18 protein-coding genes and 1 pseudogene are annotated in these 21,971 nt (G+C 71.5%); 8 read left to right on the top strand and 11 right to left on the bottom strand.

Annotation, left to right across the window (positions count from 1 at the left end; genetic code table 11):
* Position 1: 1 nt before the first annotated feature.
* Positions 2–592 (bottom strand): hypothetical protein, encoded by a 591-nt coding sequence (locus BLU02_RS08730; RefSeq protein WP_060923595.1) that lies wholly within the window; start codon positions 590–592, stop codon positions 2–4.
* 37 nt (positions 593–629) lie between these two features.
* Positions 630–791, bottom strand: a complete 162-nt coding sequence (locus BLU02_RS17585) for a hypothetical protein (RefSeq protein WP_167627839.1) — start codon at positions 789–791, stop codon at positions 630–632.
* A gap of 86 nt (positions 792–877) precedes the next feature.
* On the opposite strand from BLU02_RS17585, the gene BLU02_RS08725 reads away from it, so the two are divergent.
* Positions 878–1,846 (top strand): GlxA family transcriptional regulator, encoded by a 969-nt coding sequence (locus tag BLU02_RS08725; RefSeq protein WP_060923594.1) that lies wholly within the window; start codon positions 878–880, stop codon positions 1,844–1,846.
* 564 nt (positions 1,847–2,410) lie between these two features.
* Here BLU02_RS08725 and BLU02_RS08720 read toward each other — a convergent pair.
* Entirely contained in the window at positions 2,411–3,109 is a 699-nt protein-coding gene (locus tag BLU02_RS08720) for an NRDE family protein (protein ID WP_060923593.1), read from the bottom strand.
* An 87-nt stretch (positions 3,110–3,196) separates the two neighbouring features.
* Between BLU02_RS08720 and coaBC the strand changes: the two genes are divergently transcribed.
* Positions 3,197–4,396 (top strand): bifunctional phosphopantothenoylcysteine decarboxylase/phosphopantothenate--cysteine ligase CoaBC, encoded by a 1,200-nt coding sequence (coaBC, locus tag BLU02_RS08715; protein ID WP_083370944.1) that lies wholly within the window; start codon positions 3,197–3,199, stop codon positions 4,394–4,396.
* Positions 4,397–4,481: 85 nt separating this feature from the next.
* A complete protein-coding gene (locus BLU02_RS08710) occupies positions 4,482–6,695 on the top strand; it encodes an ATP-dependent Clp protease ATP-binding subunit (RefSeq protein ID WP_082750120.1) in 2,214 nt (737 codons plus the stop codon).
* Between the two features lie 68 nt (positions 6,696–6,763).
* On the opposite strand, the gene BLU02_RS08705 is transcribed toward BLU02_RS08710, so the two are convergent.
* Both BLU02_RS08705 and BLU02_RS08700 read right to left on the bottom strand, forming a co-directional pair.
* Entirely contained in the window at positions 6,764–7,351 is a 588-nt protein-coding gene (locus BLU02_RS08705; RefSeq protein WP_025104923.1) for a nitroreductase family protein, read from the bottom strand.
* 99 nt (positions 7,352–7,450) lie between these two features.
* On the bottom strand, positions 7,451–8,359 hold the full coding sequence (locus BLU02_RS08700; RefSeq protein WP_025104922.1) for a LysR substrate-binding domain-containing protein: 909 nt from the start codon (positions 8,357–8,359) through the stop codon (positions 7,451–7,453).
* A gap of 137 nt (positions 8,360–8,496) precedes the next feature.
* Between BLU02_RS08700 and BLU02_RS08695 the strand changes: the two genes are divergently transcribed.
* Positions 8,497–12,015, top strand: a complete 3,519-nt coding sequence (locus BLU02_RS08695; RefSeq protein ID WP_060922888.1) for a bifunctional proline dehydrogenase/L-glutamate gamma-semialdehyde dehydrogenase — start codon at positions 8,497–8,499, stop codon at positions 12,013–12,015.
* 84 nt (positions 12,016–12,099) lie between these two features.
* Here the strand turns inward: BLU02_RS08695 and BLU02_RS08690 are convergent, their stop codons facing one another.
* The 3 genes and pseudogenes from BLU02_RS08690 to BLU02_RS17955 all read right to left on the bottom strand — a co-directional run.
* Positions 12,100–13,182: an ABC transporter permease gene (locus tag BLU02_RS08690; protein ID WP_060922887.1), complete on the bottom strand. Its 1,083-nt coding sequence runs from the start codon at positions 13,180–13,182 to the stop codon at positions 12,100–12,102.
* On the bottom strand, positions 13,179–13,934 hold the full coding sequence (locus BLU02_RS08685; protein ID WP_231919677.1) for an ABC transporter ATP-binding protein: 756 nt from the start codon (positions 13,932–13,934) through the stop codon (positions 13,179–13,181). The genes BLU02_RS08690 and BLU02_RS08685 overlap by 4 nt, the downstream gene beginning before the upstream one ends.
* A gap of 46 nt (positions 13,935–13,980) precedes the next feature.
* Positions 13,981–14,670, bottom strand: a pseudogene (locus BLU02_RS17955) (histidine kinase dimerization/phosphoacceptor domain-containing protein); the annotation flags it as partial.
* A 191-nt stretch (positions 14,671–14,861) separates the two neighbouring features.
* Between BLU02_RS17955 and BLU02_RS08675 the strand changes: the two are divergent.
* Both BLU02_RS08675 and BLU02_RS08670 read left to right on the top strand, forming a co-directional pair.
* On the top strand, positions 14,862–16,874 hold the full coding sequence (locus BLU02_RS08675) for a carboxypeptidase-like regulatory domain-containing protein (protein WP_167627838.1): 2,013 nt from the start codon (positions 14,862–14,864) through the stop codon (positions 16,872–16,874).
* Positions 16,875–16,905: 31 nt separating this feature from the next.
* Positions 16,906–18,093, top strand: coding sequence for an MFS transporter (locus BLU02_RS08670; RefSeq protein ID WP_060922885.1), 1,188 nt, complete (start codon positions 16,906–16,908; stop codon positions 18,091–18,093).
* Between the two features lie 15 nt (positions 18,094–18,108).
* Here BLU02_RS08670 and BLU02_RS08665 read toward each other — a convergent pair whose 3' ends face one another.
* The gene (locus BLU02_RS08665) at positions 18,109–18,975 is read right to left on the bottom strand and encodes an HAD family hydrolase (RefSeq protein WP_083370943.1); all 867 of its coding nucleotides are present in this window, start codon (positions 18,973–18,975) and stop codon (positions 18,109–18,111) included.
* 47 nt (positions 18,976–19,022) lie between these two features.
* Positions 19,023–19,868, bottom strand: a complete 846-nt coding sequence (locus BLU02_RS08660) for an exodeoxyribonuclease III (RefSeq protein WP_060923663.1) — start codon at positions 19,866–19,868, stop codon at positions 19,023–19,025.
* A gap of 37 nt (positions 19,869–19,905) precedes the next feature.
* Here BLU02_RS08660 and pyrE point away from each other — a divergent pair, with 37 nt between their 5' ends.
* Both pyrE and BLU02_RS08650 read left to right on the top strand, forming a co-directional pair.
* The gene (gene pyrE, locus BLU02_RS08655) at positions 19,906–20,466 is read left to right on the top strand and encodes an orotate phosphoribosyltransferase (protein ID WP_060923662.1); all 561 of its coding nucleotides are present in this window, start codon (positions 19,906–19,908) and stop codon (positions 20,464–20,466) included.
* Positions 20,463–21,365: an ROK family protein gene (locus tag BLU02_RS08650; RefSeq protein ID WP_083370942.1), complete on the top strand. Its 903-nt coding sequence runs from the start codon at positions 20,463–20,465 to the stop codon at positions 21,363–21,365. The genes pyrE and BLU02_RS08650 overlap by 4 nt, the downstream gene beginning before the upstream one ends.
* A gap of 8 nt (positions 21,366–21,373) precedes the next feature.
* Here BLU02_RS08650 and BLU02_RS08645 read toward each other — a convergent pair whose 3' ends face one another.
* Positions 21,374–21,808, bottom strand: a complete 435-nt coding sequence (locus tag BLU02_RS08645; RefSeq protein WP_060921502.1) for a hypothetical protein — start codon at positions 21,806–21,808, stop codon at positions 21,374–21,376.
* Positions 21,809–21,971 lie beyond the last annotated feature (163 nt).

Genomic DNA, 21,971 nt, shown 5'->3' with positions numbered 1-21,971 from the left:
GTCACAGGAACCCGTAGAAGGTCGACGAGAGCCAGCTCAGCACGATCGTCAGCAGACCGGCGCCCGAGATGCCGATGGCGATCCCGGCGAGCAGCCGCGGACCCGGGCGTCGCGCCGCGATGAGGCCGAGCACGAGCGCAGCCCCGTAGCCGAGGAAGGTGAGGATGCCCGACGCTCCCTCGATCAGGCCGATCAGGCTGTAGGTCCGGTCCGACATGTAGACGAACGGCCGCGCGAGGATCAGGAACACGTCGATCGCGAGGGTCACCAGCGCGACGATGAACGCCGCGCGGCCGAGGCCGTTGCCGGATGTGCTCGGGGCCGGTGCGCCATAGGGCGGGATGCCGGCGGATCCGGGGACGAATCCCGGTGCGGTCGGTGACGGCTGCGGTATCGCGGTGGGGGAGGCCTGCGGGGTGGCGGTGGGGAAGACATGACCCCCGCCGAGGCCGGGGGCGTACGGCGCTCCCGGTGCGGGGGCCTGCGCGCCGGGGTACTGCGGCTCCGCCGGGAGCGACGGAGGGGTCGGGGTCGCGGCCGGGTCGACGGCGCCGTCGCGCGAGGGCTGTCCGGGCTGCTGGGGGTCGCTCATGACCCGAGCGTAGCCCTCCTCGCGGATTGTCGGCAGGTCAGCGGTAGACGTGGCCGGGGTCGGCCTGCGACAGGGCGTCCTGACCGGCGACGCGGCTCCAGTCGGTGGGGGTCGGGCGGTAGCCGTCGCGCCGCAGTTCGACGAAGGTGGCGACGACCGCCCAGATGACGAGGGCGAGGAGGAGGATGGGGAGTACCATGGCAGAAAAGCTACGCTCGGTGTGATGCTGCCACGAGTGGCGGATCGGGCACTGTGCGTAGGAAAACTGCCATTCCGGGAGCTGTGATGAAGACCGTCGCGTGCGTGGTGCAGGACGGCTTCGCGCCGTTCGAGTTCGGGGTCGCCTGCGAGGCGTTCGGCCTCGACCGATCGGCCGACGGGGTGCCGAACTTCGACTTCCGCATCGTCGCCCCGCGGCCCGGGGTCGTGCGCTCCAAGATCGGCTTCTCCATCAACGTGGAACATGATCTGTCCTTCGCCGCGGAGGCCGACCTCGTCGTGTTCTGCCCGGTGCCGCGCGAGGTCTGGGGCGACATCGACCCGCTCCTCGTCGACCTGGCCCGCGAGGCCGTGGCGCGCGGCGCCTGGGTCATGAGCGTGTGCAGCGGGTCGTTCATCCTCGCCGCGGCCGGAGTGCTGGACGGGCGGCGGGCGACGACGCACTGGATGTACGCGCACACGATGGCCGACATGTACCCCGCCGTCGACATTGATCCGGACGTGCTCTTCGTCCAGGACGGCCGCATCATCACCAGCGCGGGCACCGCCGCGGGCATCGACGCCTGCCTGCACCTGCTGCGACAGGAGCTCGGGGCGGAGATCACCAACCGGATCGCGCGTCGGATGGTCGTGCCGCCGCAACGGGACGGGGGTCAGGCGCAGTTCATCGATCGCCCCATCCCGGTCGCGCCCACGGATTCGCTCGCCGTGGTGGCCGACTGGGCGGTGGAGAACCTCCGCGAAGACCTGACGGTCGACCAGCTCGCAGCGCGGGCACTCATGTCGCCGCGGACCTTCGCGCGCCGCTTCAAGGCCGAGTACGGGGCGACCCCTGCGGCGTGGCTCGGCCGGCAGCGGATCATCCAGGCCCAGCGCCTCCTCGAGCGCACCGATCTTCCGCTCGAACACATCGCGACGGACTGCGGCTTCGGTTCCGCGGCCGTCCTCCGGCAGAACTTCGCCCGCGTGCTGGGCGTGACTCCCACCGCCTACCGCGCCCGCTTCTCCTGCGCCGACGCCCTCCCCGCCGCCTGACCCCGCCCCTTCCGCCCCGTCCCGCCCTTCCTTCGGCGGTGCGGGATCAATTTCGTGCCCCGTTTCCACGCATCCGGGCCACTTTCCGTCCCGCCACGGTCCCCCTACCCGCCCCCGCAGTCGTGCGGGATCGAAAACGCGCGTGAATGCCCCGCGTCCGGGGCGTTTTCCGTCCCGCTTCTGCCCGTCGGCCTCGCGACCGTCCCCCGCTGTCGTGCGGGACCAAAAACGCGCGGCACCGAGCCGGATCCGGAGCGTTGACCGTCCCGCATCAGGCCGAACGGTCCCGCGACAGGCCGCGGCATTCTGGTCCAGCCCCGCCCGGCGGGCATCGCCCCCCAAGCTCCGCAGCGGATCTCGTCGAACCGAGAGTCGGTCGCCCGCATCGGTGCGGGATCAGAAAGGCCCCGCGGGATGGACGGCTAGATGCGTTTTCGATCCTGCGCGGGAAGCGGCGGGCCGGGCGGGATCAGAAAGGGGCCGCGGGCGGAGGGCGGGGGCGCGGTTTTGATCCCGCGGCGCGAGCGGTGGAGGGGTGGAGAGGTGGAGAGGGAAAGAGGGGGGTCAGTGCCAGTGGGCGGGGGAGGGGAGGGTGACGTCGCGGACGTCGACCCCGGCGGGCGTGACCGTGGCGACCGCATAGAGGAGGGACTGTGTCGGGTACCCGTGCGGGCGGTTGTCGCGGATGATGGCGCGGTCGTCTTCCGGGGGCAGGTCCGCGGAGGCTCCGAGGAGCGCGGTCCACTCGGCCGCCCAGTCGGCGCTCGCCGCGGCGGGCCCCAGAGCGCGGAACTCCGGGAGCCACGCGGCGATGCGCGGGGTCTCCTCGTCGTCGAGGTCGTCGTGGGCGATCATGTGCGTCCCGGGCTCGATCGGAGTCTCCCGCAGCTCGGCACCGTCCCAGGAGAGCACTCGGGCGCCTTCCGGACCGACGTCGAGCAGATTGAAGCCGTGCATCGGCGGGGCGTCCTGCGGGGAGCGCCCGGTGACCGCGGCGAGCGGGAGGGCGCCGCGGGAGACGGCCGTGGTCGTGGAGAGGTCCTGCACATCGGCACGATTGAGGAGCACGGCGAGGCGTCGTTCGGCGGGGTTCACGGCGAGCCAGGCGCCACCGGCCCGCCGATCGCGGATGCCGATCACCCCCGGATACTCCTCGGGCCACCACGCGCCCAGGGCATCCCACTCCCGAGCCGGGTCCTCGTCGCGGACGGCCAGCAGCCGCGCGGAACCCGCGGCCTCGACATCGATCACCACCGTGCACACGCCTCCGAGTCTAGGTCGGCCGGGACGGCCAGGGACGGATCCGCCCGCGACGACCCGGGCGTCCGAACCCTGAGGCAGAATCGAGGCGTGAACATCGTCGTCGGAGTCACAGGCGGCATCGCCGCGTACAAGACGGTGCACCTCGTGCGCCTGCTCACCAAGACCGGGCATGACGTGACCGTCGTGCCCACGGAGGATGCGCTGCGCTTCGTGGGCCTGCCGACCTGGGAGGCGCTGAGCCGGCACCCGGTGACGACGAGCGTGCACGAGGATGTCGCCCGCGTGCGGCACGTCGCGCTGGGGCAGGGGGTGGACCTCGTCGTGGTCGCCCCGGCGACGGCGAACTCCCTCGCGAAGATGGCCGCGGGCCTCGCCGACGACCTCCTCGGCACGACGCTGCTCGCGACCGAGGCGCCCGTGCTCGTCGCCCCCGCGATGCACGCGGAGATGTGGCGGAACCCCGCCACGCAGGCGAACATGGCCACGCTCCGGGACCGCGGCGTGCACGTGGTCGGCCCCGCCGACGGCGAACTGGCCGGCGGCGACAGCGGCCCCGGTCGCATGGTCGAGCCGGAGGAGATCCTCGCCGCCGTCCAGGCGCTGCTGGCCCCGGGCGACCTCGCAGGCGTGCGGGTCGTCGTCTCGGCGGGCGGCACGCGAGAGCCCATCGATCCGGTGCGCTTCCTCGGCAACCGGAGCAGCGGCCGCCAGGGGGTCGCGCTCGCGGCGGAGGCGGCGGGGCGCGGCGCGGAGGTGGTGCTCGTCGCGGCGAACGTCTCCGGGGACGTGCTCGCGGAGGCCCGCCACCCGCACATCCGGATCGTGCGGGTCGGCACAGCCGCCGAGCTGTCCGCGGCGATGAAGGAGGAGGCGGCGACGGCCGACGTCGTGTTGATGGCGGCGGCGGTGGCCGACTACCGTCCGGTCGAGGTCTCCGCCCGCAAGCTCACCAAGGACCGTGGCGGCGTCGGCACGATCGAACTCGTCGAGAACGAGGACATCGTCGCCGCGCTCGTCGACATCCGGCGGGAAGGGCAGCTCATCGTCGCGTTCGCGGCGGAGACCCCGGAGGACGAGGCCGAACTGCTCGCCCGTGCCCGCGGCAAGCAGGAGCGCAAGGGGGTCGACCTGCTGGTGGTGAACGAGGTCGGCTGGGAGCAGGGTTTCGAGCGTGGCGAGAACGCCGTGCACATCCTCGGTCGCGGAGGAGCCCTGGCACGGACCGCGGCCGGGACCAAGCGCGAGGTGGCGGCGGCCGTCTGGGACGAGGTCGCCCGCGAGAGGTGAGAGGTGGTGGAGCCGCGCACCGCCGAATGCTAAACTTGAGTCAACCAAACTCAACTTTCAGAAGGAGCATCTCCAGGAGGAGCGCATGACCACCCCGCAGACCGGATCCCCGAACCAGGAACAGCAGTCCGCCCTCGAGCAGTTCGGCATCAACCTGACTGACCGTGCCCGCGAGGGCAAGCTCGACCCCGTCATCGGACGGGACAGTGAGATCCGGCGCGTCAGCCAGGTGCTCACCCGCCGTACCAAGAACAACCCGGTGCTGATCGGTGAGCCCGGCGTCGGCAAGACCGCGGTGGTCGAAGGCCTCGCGCAGCGCATCGTCGCGGGCGACGTCGCCGAGTCCCTCAAGGACAAGGAGCTCGTCTCGCTCGACATCTCCGCGCTCGTCGCGGGTGCGATGTACCGCGGCCAGTTCGAGGAGCGCCTGAAGCAGGTGCTCAAGGAGATCACCGAGTCGGACGGCCAGGTCATCACGTTCATCGACGAGCTGCACGTGCTCATGGGCGCGGGCGGCGGCGAGGGCTCGGTCGCGGCCTCGAACATGCTCAAGCCGATGCTGGCCCGCGGCGAGCTGCGGCTCATCGGCGCCACCACGCTCAACGAGTACCGCGAGTTCATCGAGAAGGACGCCGCCCTCGAGCGACGCTTCCAGCAGGTGTACGTGGGCGAGCCGACGGTCGAGGACACGATCGCGATCCTCCGCGGGCTCAAGGGGCGTTATGAGGCGCACCACGGGGTGACCATCTCCGACAGCGCGCTCGTGGCCGCGGCCTCCCTCTCCAACCGCTACCTGCCCGCGCGGCAGCTGCCGGACAAGGCCATCGACCTGATCGACGAGTCGATGTCTCGTCTGAAGATGGAGATCGACTCCTCTCCCGTCGAGATCGACCAGCTCAAGCGTCAGGTCGACCGGCTGAAGCTGGAGGAGCTCGCGCTCAAGCGGGAGAAGGACGCCGCGTCCAAGGAGCGTCTCGGCACCCTCCGCGAGCACCTCGTCGAACTCGAGAAGGAGCTGGCCGGACTCGAGGCCCGCTGGGCGCGGGAGCGGCAGGGCCTGAACCGGGTCGGAGAGCTGAAGAAGCAGCTCGACGACGCGATCACCCAGCGCGACCTCGCCATGCGCAACGCCGACTACACGAAGGCGTCGAAGCTCGAGTACGAGACGATCAAGCGCCTGGAGCGCGACATCGCCGAAGCCGAGCAGGCCGAGGCCACGGCCTCGAGCGAACCGCGCATGGTGAACGAGCAGGTCACCGAGGAGGACATCGCGGCCGTGATCGCGGCCTGGACCGGCATTCCCGTCGGGCGGCTGCTGCAGGGGGAGAGCGAGAAGCTCCTGCACCTGGAGAACGAGCTCGGCAAGCGCCTCATCGGCCAGAAGGACGCCGTCAAGGCCGTGTCCGACGCGGTGCGCCGCTCGCGCGCGGGCATCAGCGATCCCGGTCGCCCCACCGGCTCGTTCCTGTTCCTCGGCCCGACCGGTGTCGGGAAGACCGAGCTGGCCAAGGCGCTCGCGCAGTTCCTCTTCGACGACGAGCACGCCATGGTGCGCATCGACATGTCGGAGTACGGCGAGAAGCACTCGGTCTCCCGGCTCGTCGGCGCCCCTCCCGGGTACGTCGGCTACGAGCAGGGCGGTCAGCTGACCGAGGCCGTGCGCCGTCGTCCGTACAGCGTGATCCTGCTCGACGAGGTCGAGAAGGCGCACCCCGAGGTGTTCGACGTGCTGCTGCAGGTGCTCGACGACGGACGGCTGACGGACGGGCAGGGGCGCACGGTCGACTTCTCGAACGTGATCCTCATCCTGACCTCCAACCTGGGCTCGCCGATCCTCATCGACCCCGTGCTCTCCGTGGAGGAGAAGCGGGAGCAGGTGATGGCCCTCGTGCGCCAGGCGTTCCGGCCGGAGTTCCTCAACCGTCTCGACGACATCGTGATGTTCCAGGCGCTCACCGAAGACGATCTCGCGCAGATCGTGGAGCTGTCGGTCGACCAGCTGCACGACCGGCTGCGCGACCGTCGCCTCACGCTCGCGGTCACTCCCGGGGCGCGGTCGTGGCTGGCCGAGCGCGGGTACGACCCGGTGTTCGGCGCCCGCCCGCTGCGTCGCCTCATCCAGACCGAGGTGCAGAACAAGCTGGCGACCGCCCTCCTCTCGGGCGGCGTGCACGACGGCGACACCGTCCGGGTGGACGTGGCGGCCGACGGCACGGGCCTCGTGCTCACCGCGACGACGCCGGAGCCGGAGCCCGAGGACGAGGACGACGTGATCGAGGCCGAGCTGCTCGACGACTGAGCGGCCTCGGCGCACCGCGAAAAGGCCCGGTATGCATCACGCATACCGGGCCTTTCGTGTGTCGATGCTCAGGCGCTGAGGACGACCGTCTCCGCGATCGGACGGCGCACCCGCGGGGCGACCTCGCGCTCCTGCAGCACCTCCGGCAAAGCCTCGATGTCGCCGAACTCGCCGACGGCGATGACGGTGGCGGGGGTGAAGCGGGGCTCGAGGTCGGCGAACTCGCGGACGACCTCGGGGTCGAAGCCGCTCATCTGGTGCACGACGAGGCCGTCGTGGTGGGCCTGCACGGAGAAGTGCGCCACGGCCTGGCCGAGGTCGTAGAACGCGTGGCTGATCGGCGTGCCGTCGGCGGTCGCGGTCTCGGCGATCGCGACGACGAGGACGGCCGCGTTGCCGGCCCAGGCCTGGTTGAAGCCCATGAGCGCGTCGACGATCTGGGCGTGCAGGGCGGTGCCGCGGCGGGCGACGATGAAGCGCCAGGGCTGGATGTTGTTGGCGGAGGGGCTCCAGCGGGCGGCCTCGAGGGCGGTGGCGAGCTTGGCCTCGTCGATCGGGTGCTGCGCGTCGTACGCGCGGGGGCTCCAGCGGCCGGCGAGGACGTCGAGGACGGGGTGCTCGGTCGGGGCGGTGCGGTCGATGACGGGAGTGCTCACGGAAGTGCCTTTCGGACGGAGGGGATCGGACGCCGTCGTCCGGGTACACGGGGGATGAACCGATGCATGTGCATGCATATTCCCGGAAGTCGGTTCGCGTCAGTCCAGGAGGTTGCGGGAGGCGGCGTCGGCGAGCGCGGCGCGGACGGCGCGGATCGACGGGGCGTCCGCGGAGACCCGGCGCGCGGAGGAGAAGATCTCCCGGCGCGGCTCCTGCGGGAGCGGGGCGAGGTCGACCGTCGGGGTGTCGCCGGCCCACACGAGCTCGGGGAGCAGCCCGACCGCGAGTCCCGCGTGGATGAGCCGGACGTGCGCGGTGAGGTCGGCCAGCTCGAAGCGCACGTCGGGCTCGAACCCGGCGGTGCGGCAGAGCTGCTCGGCCCACGCGCGGGAGGCGGTCCCGGCGGGTTCGAGCACCCACGGCTCGGCGCGGGTCGCCCACAGGGCAGCGACGGGATCGGCGGATTCCGACGCTCCCGGACGCCGGGCGAGGGCGATGGCGTCGTGGGCGAGCACCACGCGGTCGAGGTCGGCGTGGATGGGACGCGTATGGCCCGGATACTGCTCCGCGAGGATGAGGTCGTAGTCGCGGCTCGAGACGCCCACCAGCCCGGACTCCGGATCCCGCTCGGTCACCTCGACGCGCAGGGCGGGGTGGCGCGCGCCGAGGGCTGCGAGGGCGCGGGGCAGCAGGGAGTGCGCGGTGGACTGGAACACCGCGAGGCGCACGGTGCCGGTCACCTCGGTGAGCGATTCGGCGACGGCGACCTGGGCGTGCTCGAGCTGATCGAGGATGCCGATGGCCTCGGCCACCAGGACGTTCCCCTGCGGCGTGAACTGCACGCCGCGACCGACCCGACGCAGCAGCGGCACCCCGACATCACGCTCCAGCGCGGCGAGCTGCTGCGACACGGAGGCCTTGCTGTAGGACAGCGCATCGGCCACGGCAGAGAGCGTGCCGCGGCGTGACAGCTCCACCAACAGACGCAGGCGATGGACGTCGAGCACGGCGGTTCCGATCGTTCGGGAGGAGTGAACAGAATCCACTCGAATCGGTTGATAGACGGAGCCTACCGAGCGGCTGGACAATGATCCAGCCGCACACGACACCCGGGTGTGCGAGGCCGAGGAAGGTACCCCGCTTCATGACCGTCATCGACGACACCACCCCCCGCACCGAAGAGGTCGCCGCGCTCGTGCAGCGCTGGCTCGCCGAGAGCGAGACCCACCCGGTCGAGCCCGCCGCCCAGCGCCTGTCCGAAGTGCTCAAGGACCCGAACGGCCTCGCCTTCACGGTCGGCTTCGTCGACGGCGTCATGCGTCCGGAGGATCTGCGGGTTGCCGGCCGCAAGCTCGCCGAGCTCTCCGACATCACGCCCACGCTGCTGCCCGGCTACCTGCGGGCCGCCATCAAGGCCGGCGGGTTCTGGGCGCCGAAGCTCCCGAACGTCGTCGTGCCGATCTCGCGGCGCGTGCTGCGGGCCATGGTCGGGCACCTCGTGCTCGACGCCACGCCGTCCAAGCTCGGTCCCGCGATCGCCAAGCTCCGCAAGACCGGCAACCGTCTGAACCTCAACCTCCTCGGCGAGGCCGTGCTCGGGGAGCGCGAGGCGGGCCGCCGACTGCAGGGCACGTACGACTTCCTCGCCCGTCCGGACGTCGACTACGTCTCGATCAAGGTCTCGAGCGTCGTCAGCCAGCTCTCCATGTGGTCGTTCGACGAGGCCGTCGCCGACGTCGTCGAGAAGCTCACCCCGCTGTACCGGCTCGCGGCGAAGGCCGAGGCGAAGGGTGCCCGCACCGGGACCCAGAAGTTCATCAACCTCGACATGGAGGAGTACCGCGATCTCGACCTCACGATCGCGGCCTTCACGAGCATCCTCGACCAGCCCGGCCTGGAGGACCTCGAGGCCGGCATCGTGCTGCAGGCGTACCTGCCGGACGCGCTCGGTGCCATGCAGCGGCTCCAGGAGTGGGCGGCCGCCCGCCGCGCCAAGGGCGGAGCGCCGATCAAGGTGCGCGTGGTCAAGGGCGCGAACCTCGCGATGGAGGAGGTCGATGCGAAGGTGCACGGCTGGCCGCTCGCGACGTACGGCACCAAGCAGGATTCCGACACGAACTACAAGCGCGTGCTCGACTGGGCGATGACCCCCGAGCGGCTCGATGCCGTGCGCATCGGCGTCGCCGGGCACAACCTCTTCGACATCGCCTACACCTGGCTGCTCGCGAAGGCCCGGGGCGTGACCGACCCTTCGACAGGCTCAGGGACCCAGGGGGGCGCGGCCTCAGGGACCCAGGGGCTGAAGGGCGCCCTCGTGGAGTACGAGATGCTGCTCGGCATGGCGACCGGGCAGGCCGAGGCCGTCCGCAAGGACGTCGGCCGCCTCCTCCTCTACACGCCGGTCGTGAACCCGGCGGAGTTCGATGTCGCGATCGCGTACCTCGTGCGGCGCCTCGAGGAGAACGCGAGCCCTGAGAACTTCATGTCCGCCGTGTTCGAGCTGGCCTCGAACCCGACCCTGCTCACCCGCGAGCGGGAGCGCTTCGAGCGCTCCCTCGCCGCGCTCGTCGCGGACCCGTCGGTACCCGGCCCGAACCGCACCCAGGACCGCACGGCTCCGCGCCCCGCGAACACCACGGACGGCTTCGCGAACGAGCCCGACACCGATCCCGCGCTCGCCGCGAACCGCGCGTGGGGTCGGGAGATCCTGCAGCGCTCGGTGTCGTCGACGCTCGGCCGGGACGCCATCGCCGCCGCGCGCATCGAGACCGACGCCGAGCTGGACGCCGTGTTCGCCGCCGCCACCTCCGCCGCCGAGAAATGGGCGGCGCTCCCCGCCGCCGAGCGCGCCGCCGTCCTGCACCGCGCGGGCGATGAACTGGCCGCCCGCCGCGGCGAGCTTCTGGAGATCATGGCGCACGAGGCCGGCAAGACCATCGCGGAAGCCGATCCCGAGGTCAGCGAGGCGATCGACTTCGCGCACTACTACGCCGAGCGGGCGAAGGACCTCGAGGCCATCCCCGGCGCCGAGTTCGTGCCGTCGAAGGTGACCGTGGTCACGCCGCCGTGGAACTTCCCCGTGGCGATCCCCGCCGGCGGAGTCCTCGCCGGCCTCGCCTCCGGATCCGGCGTGATCATCAAGCCCGCGAAGCTCACGCAGCGGTGCGGCGCCGTGATGGTCGAGGCGCTGTGGGCCGCAGGTGTCCCGCGCGATCTGCTCGCTCTCGTCGACCTCGCCTCCCGCGACCTCGGCACCCGCCTGGTCGCGAGTCCCCAGGTCGACCGGGTCATCCTCACCGGGGCCTACGAGACCGCGCAGCTGTTCCGCTCCTTCCGGGCCGACCTGCCGCTGCTGGCCGAGACCAGCGGCAAGAACGCCATCATCGTGACGCCGTCGGCCGACCTCGACCTCGCGGCCGCCGACGTCGCCCGCAGCGCGTTCGGCCACGCCGGGCAGAAGTGCTCGGCCGCGTCGCTGGCGATCCTCGTCGGGTCGGTGGCCGACTCGAAGCGCTTCGAGCGGCAGCTCGTGGACGCGGTCACCTCGATGCGCGTCGGGCTTCCCGACGACCCCGCCACGCAGATGGGGCCGATCATCGAGCCCGCGAACGGCAAGCTCCTCACCGCGCTCACCACGCTCGACAAGGGCGAGCGCTGGCTCGTGGAGCCCCGGAAGCTCGACGACGAGGGGAAGCAGTGGACGCCGGGGGTAAAGACCGGCGTGCGCGAGGGCTCGTACTTCCACCTGACCGAGTTCTTCGGACCCGTGCTCGGCATCATGCACGCGAAGGACCTCGACGAGGCCATCCGGCTGCAGAACGCCGTCGACTACGGCCTCACCGCGGGGCTGCACTCGCTGGACTCCGCCGAGGTCGCGACCTGGCTGGACCGCGTCGAGGCCGGCAACCTGTACGTGAACCGGGGCATCACCGGCGCCATCGTGCAGCGCCAGCCGTTCGGCGGCTGGAAGCGCTCGGCCGTGGGCGCCGGAGCCAAGGCCGGCGGCCCGAACTACCTCTTCGGTCTCGGTGAGTGGCGTGCGGGCGAGCTGCCCGCCGCGGCTCCGGGTGCGGCGGTGACCCCGGCCGTGACCGGGCTGCTGGAGGCGGCTGCGCCTGAGCTCGACCCCGTGGGCATCGAGTGGCTGCACCGCGCGGCGGCCGCCGATGAGCGCGCGTGGATCGACGAGTTCGGCGCCGTGAGCGACAAGTCCGGACTCGGCGTCGAGCGCAACGTGTTCCGGTACCGTCCGGTGGCGGTCGACGTGCGTATCGCCGAGGACGCGCCGTTGGCCGAGGGAGTCCGCGTGCTCGCCGCGGCACTGCGCAGCGGCAGCCCCTTCACCGTGTCGGCCGCGTCGCTGCCGTCCCGCGTGGAGAAGGCGCTCAAGGCCCAGGGCGTGACCGTGAAGACCGAGTCCGATGCCGCGTGGACGAAGCGCTACGCGAAGGGCGCCCGGTCGTGGCAGCGGGTGCGGCTCGTCGGTGGCGATGCCGCCGCGCTGCACACGGCCCTCGACGGCAGCCCCGACGTCGCGGTGTGGTCCCACGCCGTGACCGGAGCGGGCCGGGTCGAGATGCTCCCGTTCCTGCACGAGCAGGCCGTGTCGATCACCAACCACCGCTTCGGCAACCCCACCACCCTCTCCGACGGCCTCCTCTGACACCGAGACCCCGGGTACACGCCGAGACCCCCTGCTGCACACGCGTGCAGCAGGGGGTCTCGACGCGAAGGCGGGGTCCCGGGATCAGCCGCGCAGAGCCTCGGCGAGCTTCACGCGCGAGCCCATCCGGAGCAGGGAGTTCTCGTAGATCTTCGCGCCGACGACGATCGCCGCGACGCAGCTCGCCAGGAGGATCGCGAGGCTCAGGAGCGGCTCCCACCACTGCGCTTCGCCGACGAACAAGCGCATCGGCATGCCGACCGGAGCCGAGAACGGCACGTACGACATGATCGTCAGCACCAGCGGGTTGTCGTTGAACACGATCACCAGCACGTACGGCGCCATGATGAGCATCGTGATGGGGGTCGTCGTCGATCCGATGTCCTCCTGCCGGGAGACCATGGAGGCCGCCGCCGCGAACATCGCCGCGAGCAGGATGAACCCGAACAGGAAGAACACCGCGAACCAGATGATGGGGGCGCCCAGGGTGGTCAGCACCTCGCGCTGACCCGTCACGATGAGCCCTATGGTGGCGACGGCTGCGAGGGCGAGGATCTGCCCCATCGCGAGCACCGTGTTGCCGATCACCTTGCCGGCGAGCAGCGTGCGCGCCGGGATCGCCGACAGCAGCACCTCCACGACCCGGGTCTGCTTCTCCTCGACCACACTCTGAGCGATGGTGCCGCCGAAGGTCGCCGCGGCCATCATGAAGACGAGACCGAAGGCGATCGCGATGAAGTAGCGCAGCAGCGGGTTGGTGGTGACCGGTTCGAGGATCACGACCTCGGGGGACAGCGACAGCGCGGACACGAGCGATCCGGGGGCGTCCTCCAGCGCGACGATCGTGTAGCCCGCGGCGTTGTCCCCCGCGAGCACCGCCGCATCGACGTCCCCCTCGCGGACCAGCTCCTCGGCGTCGGCGCGAGAGGCGACCTCGGTCACCTCGACGTCGGGCAGTGCGGACACGGCGGTCGCGGTCTCCGAGGTCACGGCCACCGGCATGGCGTCGTTGTTCTGACTGGCGAAGCCGCCGAACAGCACGCCGGCGAGGGCGATGAGCAGCAGGATGCCGGTCGAGATCAGGAACGCCTTGCTGCGGAGCTTGGAGCCGATCTCCCGCTCGGCGACCAGCCAGATTCGGTTCCGTGCGGGGGTCGAGGCATTCACTGGATGACCTCCTTGAAGATCTGGGCGAGGGAGGGGTGCTTGGGCGCGAAGCTCGCGACGTCGCCGCGCGCGACCGCCGACTGCAGCACGCGCTGGGCGGTGTCGGGGCCGTCCGCGTCGAAGAGCGCGTAGCCGCCCTCGAAGTCGACGAGCGTGACCCCGGGCTCGGTGCGCAGCCACCCGGCGTCGCCCGCGGAGATGAGCTCGTACCGGTCGCGGGCGTGCTCGGCGCGGAGGCCGTCCCGGGAACCGGCGGCACGGATGGTGCCCCCGGCGAGGATGACGAGGTCGTCGCAGAGGCGCTCGACCACGTCCAGCTGATGGGAGGAGAAGAGGATCGAGGCGCCGCGGGCCGCGCTGGCCTGCAGGACTCCGGCGACAACGTCCACCGCGAGGGGGTCCAGGCCGGAGAAGGGCTCGTCGAGGATCAGCACCTCGGGGTCGTGCACGAGCGACGCGGCGATCTGCGCCCGCTGCTGGTTGCCCAGCGACAGCGATTCGATCGTGTCGTCGAGGCGCTCGCCGAGTCCGAGCTCCGTGAGCAGCGCGGTCGCCCGCTCCGTCGCCTCCGGCTTGCTGAACCCGTGGAGGCGCGCGAGGTAGACGATCTGCTCCAGGACCTTCATCTTCGGGTACAGGCCGCGCTCCTCGGGCATGTACCCGAAGCGGCGGCGGTCGGCGGTGGTGAGGGGCGTCCCGTCGAGGTCGACTCGTCCGCCGTCCGACGACAGCAGTCCGAGGATGATGCGCATGGGCCGGATCGTTCTCGAGCACGAGGCGCGCGGCGCCCGCCTGCACCCCCATGACCGACACGTGGTGGGCGACGACGTCGTGCAGCTCCCGGGCGATCCGCACCCGGTCGAGGGCCACCGCCTGCGCCGCCGTGACCTCGCGCTCGCGCTCCAGTTCGCGGGTGCGCTCCTCCAGCACGGTGCGCTGCTCGGCCGCCGCCCAGGAGCGCTCGCCGAAGTAGTAGGCGCCGCCGAAGTACAGGACGTTGAGGAGGATCTGTATGAGCATGAAGGCCACATAGGGCGACATGGCGCCGGCGACGACGTCCGCCTTGTCCGCCTCGCTGATCGCGTCGCGGTACATGGTGATGAGGAGCCACACGAACATGCCGACGATGATCGCGACACGGACGACCAGGGCCTTCCGGCGGTCGTTCATCCAGGCGCCGACCGTGTAGAGCGCGATGAACATCGCGATGTTGCCGACGTAGATCTCCGGGACCCGGATCGTCACCGCGGTGAAGTAGGCGAGCGACACCACGACGGCCACGGTGCCGGGCCAGCGCCGGCGGAAACCGAGCGGCGCCGCCACCACGACGGCGTAGACGAGGGCGGTCCACAGCGGAGCCTGTTCGTCGCCGTAGACCTGGGCGATGGAGGAGAGCGCCGCGCTGAGGATCGCGCCGACGAAGAGGACGAGCGCGAGGAGGAGGTCGCCGCGCTGGTCGCGCAGGGTCGGCGTCCGGGTGAAGGCCATCCCTCCACCGTAGGGCGGGGGCCGTCGCGCGGCATCCCCCGCGCGGCGGAGGCGCCCTCCTGTGATCTGCCTATTCCTTTCCGATGCGTCGATCGTCTACCTTCGGAGAAGGCATTGCCGCGGGATCGGCAGCGCTCGAGGTCGACCGTGACAGCATCGGGCTGCGCCGGCCTCCTCCGGAGGGTGGGGACATGGCGCGACGACGCGCGTTCTTTCGGTCGATCATGGGTGGGGCCGCGGCCCTCGCACTCGCACTGGGCGGCGCGACCGCAGCCGGTGCCGCGTCAAGAGGATCGCTGGCGGGGACGGTGACGGCGGAGGCGGACGGTTCGCCTCTCGCGGGCGTCACCGTCTCGGTGTCGACCGACGACGCGTCGGTCTTCGAATCCACGATGACCGATGCCACGGGTGCGTACCTCGTGCCGGACCTTCCGGCGGGGGAGTACGTCGTGGCCTTCGACGCCTCCGGGACGGACTTCATCCCCGAGTTCTGGGACGATGCGTCGTCGCGTGCGGCCGCGCAGCGTCTCATCGTCGCCGAAGGGGATTCCGTCGTGGGAGTGGACGCGGCCCTCGCACTCGGCGGGGCGATCGCCGGCATCGTGAGGCATCAGGCGGACGGCTCTCCACTCGAAGGCGTGACCGTACGGGCGGAGTCCGCCGACTATTCCGTGTCGGCGTTCGCGTCGACGGACGCGGACGGTGCCTACCGGCTCGCCGCTCTCCCCGCGGGTGACTACCGCGTCCGCTTCGAACCGGCGGACCCGACGCTCTCCGCCGAGTTCTGGGAGGATGCCTACGACGAGAGCAGGGCGAAAGCGGTCCATGTCACCGCGGGGCAGAGCACCGAGCGAGTGGATGCCTACCTCGCCGAGCTCGGTGTCATCCAGGGCACGATGACGTTGGCGGCCGACGACTCGCCCGTTCCCGGATGGGTGACCGCCAGCGACGCCACGACGGGGCTCACGCTGCAGGCGGACGTCGCGCCGGACGGGTCCTACTCCCTCACCGTCCCGCCAGGGCGGTACGTCGTTGCGTTCGTCCCCGACGGCGGACGGGGTATCCGCGAGTACTGGAAGAACGCGCGGCGAGAGGAAGATGCGACGACCATCGCCGTCGCCCAGGGGCAGATCGTCTCGGACATCGACGCGACCCTCGACTCGAGCGGGATGATCACCGGCGTGGTGCGCACGTCCGGCGCGCTGTCCGGCGACGCGATCGTGGAGGCGTACAGCGGGGACACCCTTGTCGGCATGGCCTACACGCAGCCCGACGGCTCGTACCGCCTGGCCGTCCCCGCCGGGACCTACATCGTGCGGGCCACGGCGAACGTGTACGACATGATTTTCGCCCCGCAGTTCTTCGACGGCGTCGCGACCCGGGCCGAGGCGACCCCTGTCGTGCTCGCCGCGGGCGGCGATCGCGCGGGAGTGGACTTCGACCTCGCGACGGGCGGCGCGATCGGCGGGAACGTCTCGACCGCGGACGGCGCTGCGGTCTCCGGGGCGACGGTCACGGCCCTGCTGTGGACGGCGTCCGGATGGCAGGAGGTTGCGGCCCTCGACACGGAAGGATCCTTCGTCTTGGGTGCGGGATCCACCCCCGAGACTCCGGGTGGCTCGCTGCCCGCGGGGGTCTACACGCTGCGGGTGGAGATGGCAGGCTACTGCACCGCGTACTTCGGCGGTGCGGAGTCGCTCCTCGGGGCGGGCACGTTCCGTCTGGAGTCCGGCGCGGTCCTGTCGGCACGGGATGTGATGTTGTCCTCGGAGTGCACGGCACCGCAATCGCCCCCCGCGCTGGCCCTGTCACAGGAGTCGATCCTCGCCGGGGAAGTACTGAAGATCTCGGGGTCCGGTTTCGCGCCCGGAGAGGCCGTCGTGATCGAACTCCGCTCGGAGCCGACCGAACTCGGAGAGCTCGTAGCGGGGATCGACGGCGCGTTCTCGGACGACTTCCGCATTCCCGCGGGGTTCCCGGCGGGAAGTCACACCGTGGTCGCGCTGAATGCGCAAGGGGATGTGGTGGCGAGCGCGGCCCTGAACGTCGTGGCAGGAGCCTCGGGTGGAGCGTCGACGCCACCGCAGGGTCAGGACGACCTCGCAGCCACCGGGGGAGAGCTCCCGTCGTTCGCCGTGACCATGGCCGCGGGGCTCCTCCTCGCAGGAGCCATGCTCCTCCGACGCCGTCGGCAGCAGGGCTGAAAGGTCCGTCGCAGGTCTGCCAGGATCAGGTGTGACCTCCTCGACGCGCCCGCGCCTGGCACCGCTCTACCTCGCCGGCTTCACCACCGCGTTCGGCGCGCACGGCATCGCAGCCGCCCTGGGCGCCGAGACCGAGGACATCGGCTGGACGCTGCTGGCGTTCGGCTTCACGCTCGCGCTGTACGACCTTGCGGAGGTGCTGCTCAAGCCGCTCTTCGGGGCGCTCAGCGACCGGGTCGGGGTGCGTCCCGTGATCCTCGGCGGGCTGCTGGCCTTCGCCGCGTTCTCGGTGGTCGGAGCGGTGGCCCCGGGAATGATCGGCCTCGTGATCGCACGCTTCGGCCAGGGGGCGGCGGCCTCGGCGTTCTCGCCGGCCTCCTCCGCCGCGGTGGCGCGGTTGACGGACGAGGCGTCGCGTGGCCGGTACTTCGGCCGCTACGGCTCCTGGAAGAGTCTCGGATATGCGCTCGGCCCCCTGCTCGGTGCGCTCCTCGTGGTGGCGGGCGGGATCCCGGCGCTGTTCTGGGCCCTGGCCGTGCTCGGGCTGGCCGCGGCCGGATGGGTGCTGGTCGCCGTCCCGGTCGTGCCCGTGCTGCCCCGGAAACGGGTGACCCTCGTCGACCTCGGCCGGGAGATCCTCGCCCCGGGATTCCTCGTCCCGACGCTGGTGCTGGCGGCGACGACCGGCGCGCTCGCCGTGGCCGTCGGCTTCCTCCCCCTGCTCGGCCGGGAGGCCGGACTCGGCACCGTGGGCAGCATGGCGATCGTCACGGTACTGGCGGTCGTGTCGAGCATCGTGCAGCCACTGGTCGGGGTGGCGCACGACCGTGGCCGGCTCTCGGTCCGCCTCGGGGCGGTCGGCGGGCTGCTTCTCGTCGGCGTCGGCATCGCTCTCTCGGCGCTGTGGGTGACGCCTGTCGTGTTGTGCCTCACGGGTGTGCTGGTCGGCGCGGGGGTGGGGCTGGCCACCCCGGTGGCGTTCTCGCACCTCGCGGCATCGACGCCCGCCGAACGCATGGGACGCACGATGGGTAGTGCGGAACTGGGCAGGGAGCTGGGCGACGCGGGCGGTCCGCTCGTCGCCGGAGCCGTGGCGACGGCGACGGTGCCGGCGGTCGGGATCGGCGTCATCGCGGCGCTCACGGCGGGGGCGGGCGCCCTGGCTCTCCTCGGGCTGCGACCGCCGAGTGCCGAGGCGCGTCCGAACGGGGCGGACTGACCGCGGTGGCCCGGTTCAGGGGCCGAGCAGGCGCTCGATCACGCGGGCCACACCGTCTTCGTCGTTGGTCGCCGTGGTCTCGTCGGCGGCTTCCTGCACGACGGGTTCCGCGTGCGCCATGGCTACGCCGTGACCGGCCCAGCGGAGCATCTCGACGTCGTTGAGGGCGTCTCCGAACGCCACGACGCCGGAGCGATCGATGCCGAGGTGCGTGCAGAGGCGCGCGAGTCCCGTGGCCTTCGTGACGCCCTGCGCCATGACCTCGACGAACGGGGCACCGGACAGCGTGGCCTCGAAGCCGGTGAGCCCGAGGGACCGCAGGGTCTCGAAGAGTGCGGCGGGCGCGAGCTCGGGGTGCCGGATCACGAGCTTGAGCGTCGGCGCCGCGAGCACCTCGTCCAGCGGCACGCCGCCCATCGTCGCGGGGTCGCGTTTGTGGTCGGACAGCTGCGCGATGGCCGCATAGCCGTGCTGTGCGACGAACGTCTCGCCGCCCTCCCGCACGCTCGCGAAGAGCAGGCCGGGGACGCTGGCGCGCAGCGCGTCGGCGAGAGTGCGCAGCGTCGCGGGCGGCAGCTCCTCGGCGAACAGCATGCGGCCCTCGGTGAGATGTGTCGCGTACGCGCCGTTGCCGCACAGCGCCCACCCGTCGAAGCCGGCGTCGGCGGCGATCACGCGCAGGCCGATCGGCTGGCGGGCGGTGACGGGCACCACTGCGACGCCCGCGTCCCGCGCGGCGTCGAGCGCCGCACGGGTGCGCGGCGACACCGCGGACGAGCTGTCGAGCAGCGTGCCGTCGAGGTCGGTCGCGATCAGCCGCACGGGGTAGGTCCCTGAGCTTGTCGAAGGGGCTGAGCCTGTCGACGGGACTGAGCGTGTCATGAGGATGGGTCCCTGAGCCTGTCGAAGGGCCTGAGCCTGTCGAAGGGTCAGGAGAAGATCATCGGCAGGTCGTCGTCGGCGTCGTCGCCGCCGAAGTCCACGTCGACCACCACGGGCACGTGATCGCTGGGCTGCTCACCCTTGCGCTCGTTGCGGTGGATCGACGCGCCGGTGACGGCATCGGCGAACGTCTTCGAGCCGAGGATGAAGTCGATGCGGATGCCCTCGTTGCGCGGGAACTTCAACCGCTGGTAGTCCCAGTAGGTGTAGCCCTCGGGGAGCAGCGGGCGCACGACGTCGGTCACGCCCGCGTCGGTCAGCGCGAAGAACGCGTCGCGCTCGGCGGGGGAGACGTGGGTGGAGCGGCCGACCACGATGTCGGGATCGCCGTTGTCATGGTCGAACGGGATGATGTTGAAGTCGCCGACGAGGGCGAGCGGGAGGTCGGGGTTCGCCGACAGCTCGGCCGCCGTGGACTGCTTGAGCTGCTCGAGCCAGTGCAGCTTGTAGACATAGTGCGGGTCGTCGAGCGAGCGGCCGTTGGGCACGTACAGGCTCCAGACGCGCACGCCGTCGACCATGACGCCCAGAGCGCGCGCCTCCTGCGGGGCGTCGGGGCCCTCGTGGCCCTTCGCGAACCCTGGCATGCCGTCGAAGGCGGTGCGGACATCGGTGATGGGCAGCCGGCTCGCGATCGCGACGCCGTTCCACTGATTGAGGCCGTGCACCTCGACGTGGTAGCCGGCCTCCTCGAACGGTGCATACGGGAACTGCTCCGGCTTGCACTTCACCTCCTGCATCGCGAGCACGTCGATGTCTTCACGGACGGCGAACTCGACGGTGCGGGTGACGCGGGTGCGGATGGAGTTGACGTTCCAGGTGGCCAAGCGCATGCGTCCAGCCTAGGGTGTGCCTCCTACACTGGATGCCGTGACCGCACTCGACGCAGACCGCCAGACCCTCCTCGCCCTCATCACGGACGAGGCGGTGTTCCACGGCGATTTCACCCTCTCCAGCGGCAAGAAGGCGACGTACTACGTCGACATGCGCAAGCTCACCCTCGACCACCGCGCCGCCCCGGCGATCGGTCGCATCATGCGCGACCTGATCGCCGATCTCGACGTCGTCGCCGTCGGCGGTCTGACGCTCGGCGCCGACCCGATCGCGAACGCCGTCCTGCATGCCTCGGTCGGCACCGACCGTCCGCTCGACGCGTTCGTCGTGCGGAAGGAGCCGAAGGACCACGGCCGCGGTCGCCAGATCGAGGGCGCCGACGTGAAGGGCAAGCGCGTGGTCGTGCTGGAGGACACCTCGACCACCGGGCAGTCCGCGCTCAAGGCGGTCGAGGCGCTGCGCAAGGAAGGCGCCGAGGTCGTCGCGGTCGCGGTGATCGTCGACCGCAAGACCGGCGCCCAGGCCGCCATCGAGGCCGAAGGCCTGGAGTGGCGCGCGGCCTTCGACCTCGACGACCTCGGACTCGACCCGCAGTGACCCGCTACGCGCTGGCCGTCGACGTGGGCGGCACGAAGATGGAGGCCGCCCTCGTCGCCGACGACGGCGCGCTCGTCCCCGGCAGCCGCAGCCGGCAGCCCACCGGCCGTGAGGCGACGTCCGCGTCGTTGACGGCGGCGGTCGACGCGATCGTGCGGCATGCGCTCGCGGCCCTTCCCGCCGACGCGGAGCTCGTCGGCGCCGGGATCGGCAGCGCGGGTCCCGTGGATCGGACCCGCGGTGAGATCCTGCCGGTGAACATGCCCCTCGCGCGGGGGTTCGGCCTCGTCGACGCGGTCGCCCGTGCGGCCTCGACCGCACTCGGACGGGACGTCCCGGCGGTCCTGGGTCACGACGGCGGCGCGCTCGCGCTCGCGGAGTCGTGGCTGGGGGCGACGCAGCAGGCGGGAGCCTCGTTGTCGATCGTCGTGTCCACCGGCGTCGGCGGCGGTTTCGTCGTGGGCGGTGCGTATGTGCCCGGGGCCAGCGGCAACGCCGGGCACCTGGGGCAGGTCCGCCGCGAGGGCGGGCTCACTCTCGAGGAGATCGCCTCCGGACCTGCCAGTGCCGCCTGGGCGCGGGAGCAGGGCTGGTCCGGCGCGACCGGGGAGGACCTGGCCCGGGACGCCGCAGCCGGTGTCGCCGTCGCCCGTGCGGCGATCGAGCGCTCGGCCCGCGCCGTCGGGGAGGCGCTGGCGGATGCCGCAACCCTCGTCGACCTCGATGTCGTCGCCATCGGCGGCGGCTTCTCGCGGGTGTCGCCGGACTACATCGACCTCGTCCAGCAGGCGCTCACCGCCAGCGCGGTGCACCAGTACTCCCGTCGCACCCGCGTCGTCCGCTCGGGCCTGGGCGACGAGGGGCCGCTGATCGGCGCCGCCGCCCTCGTCCTGCGCTGACGCGAGGCTCAGCTCCCCGACACGAGCAGGCGTCGCGGGGGCCCTTCGAGCCGGGCGACGGTGATCTTCAGCTCCGTGACGTCCGCCGCCACCGCATCGATGCGGGCGCCGAGCTTCTCTTCGGCGGTGTCGATGCGGGCGCCGAGCTTCTCTTCGGCGGTGTCGATGCGGGCGCCGAGCTTCTCTTCCACGGTGTCGATGCGTGCGGTGAGCTTCTCTTCGACGGAGTCGATGCGTGCGGTGAGCTTCTCTTCCACGGAGTCGATGCGGGCGCCGAGCCTTCCTTCGACGGAGTTGATGCGTGTGGAGAGCCGATGGTCGACGGTGCCGAGACGCTCGTCGATGCGACGGATCATCCCCGCCCCTGCCGCGAACAGGCTCGCGCCGAGGGTGAGCACGACGCCGATCGCGCTGACGACGACCGTGAGGGTGTTCGCGGACACGGTGCTCCCTTCCTCGGTGCGGGTGCGGCTTCGACGATACGTGGTCGCCGTGCGCGCGTCGCTCGGAATTCCGGGATCTGTGAAGCGATTACCGATCACGCGGCAGTGTGGAGGAGAGGGCACCCCAGGCCGTCCAACCAGGCGGATGAAACGCTGTTACACC

Source organism: Microbacterium paraoxydans (assembly GCF_900105335.1).
GTDB lineage: Bacteria > Actinomycetota > Actinomycetes > Actinomycetales > Microbacteriaceae > Microbacterium > Microbacterium paraoxydans.
The sequence above is the reverse complement of the archived record's forward strand: the minus strand, read 5'-3'. Positions and strand labels throughout refer to the sequence as shown.

Bases quoted from the DNA above. Each gene is read 5' to 3' on its own strand.
- BLU02_RS08730 (WP_060923595.1), bottom strand. From the start codon at position 592: ATGAGCGACCCCCAGCAGCCCGGACAGCCCTCGCGCGACGGCGCCGTC.
- BLU02_RS17585 (WP_167627839.1), bottom strand. From the start codon at position 791: ATGGTACTCCCCATCCTCCTCCTCGCCCTCGTCATCTGGGCGGTCGTC.
- BLU02_RS08725 (WP_060923594.1), top strand. From the start codon at position 878: ATGAAGACCGTCGCGTGCGTGGTGCAGGACGGCTTCGCGCCGTTCGAG.
- BLU02_RS08710 (WP_082750120.1), top strand. From the start codon at position 4,482: ATGACCACCCCGCAGACCGGATCCCCGAACCAGGAACAGCAGTCCGCC.
- BLU02_RS08695 (WP_060922888.1), top strand. From the start codon at position 8,497: ATGACCGTCATCGACGACACCACCCCCCGCACCGAAGAGGTCGCCGCG.
- BLU02_RS08685 (WP_231919677.1), bottom strand. From the start codon at position 13,934: ATGCGCATCATCCTCGGACTGCTGTCGTCGGACGGCGGACGAGTCGAC.
- BLU02_RS08675 (WP_167627838.1), top strand. From the start codon at position 14,862: ATGGCGCGACGACGCGCGTTCTTTCGGTCGATCATGGGTGGGGCCGCG.
- BLU02_RS08665 (WP_083370943.1), bottom strand. From the start codon at position 18,975: ATGACACGCTCAGTCCCGTCGACAGGCTCAGCCCCTTCGACAAGCTCA.
- BLU02_RS08660 (WP_060923663.1), bottom strand. From the start codon at position 19,868: ATGCGCTTGGCCACCTGGAACGTCAACTCCATCCGCACCCGCGTCACC.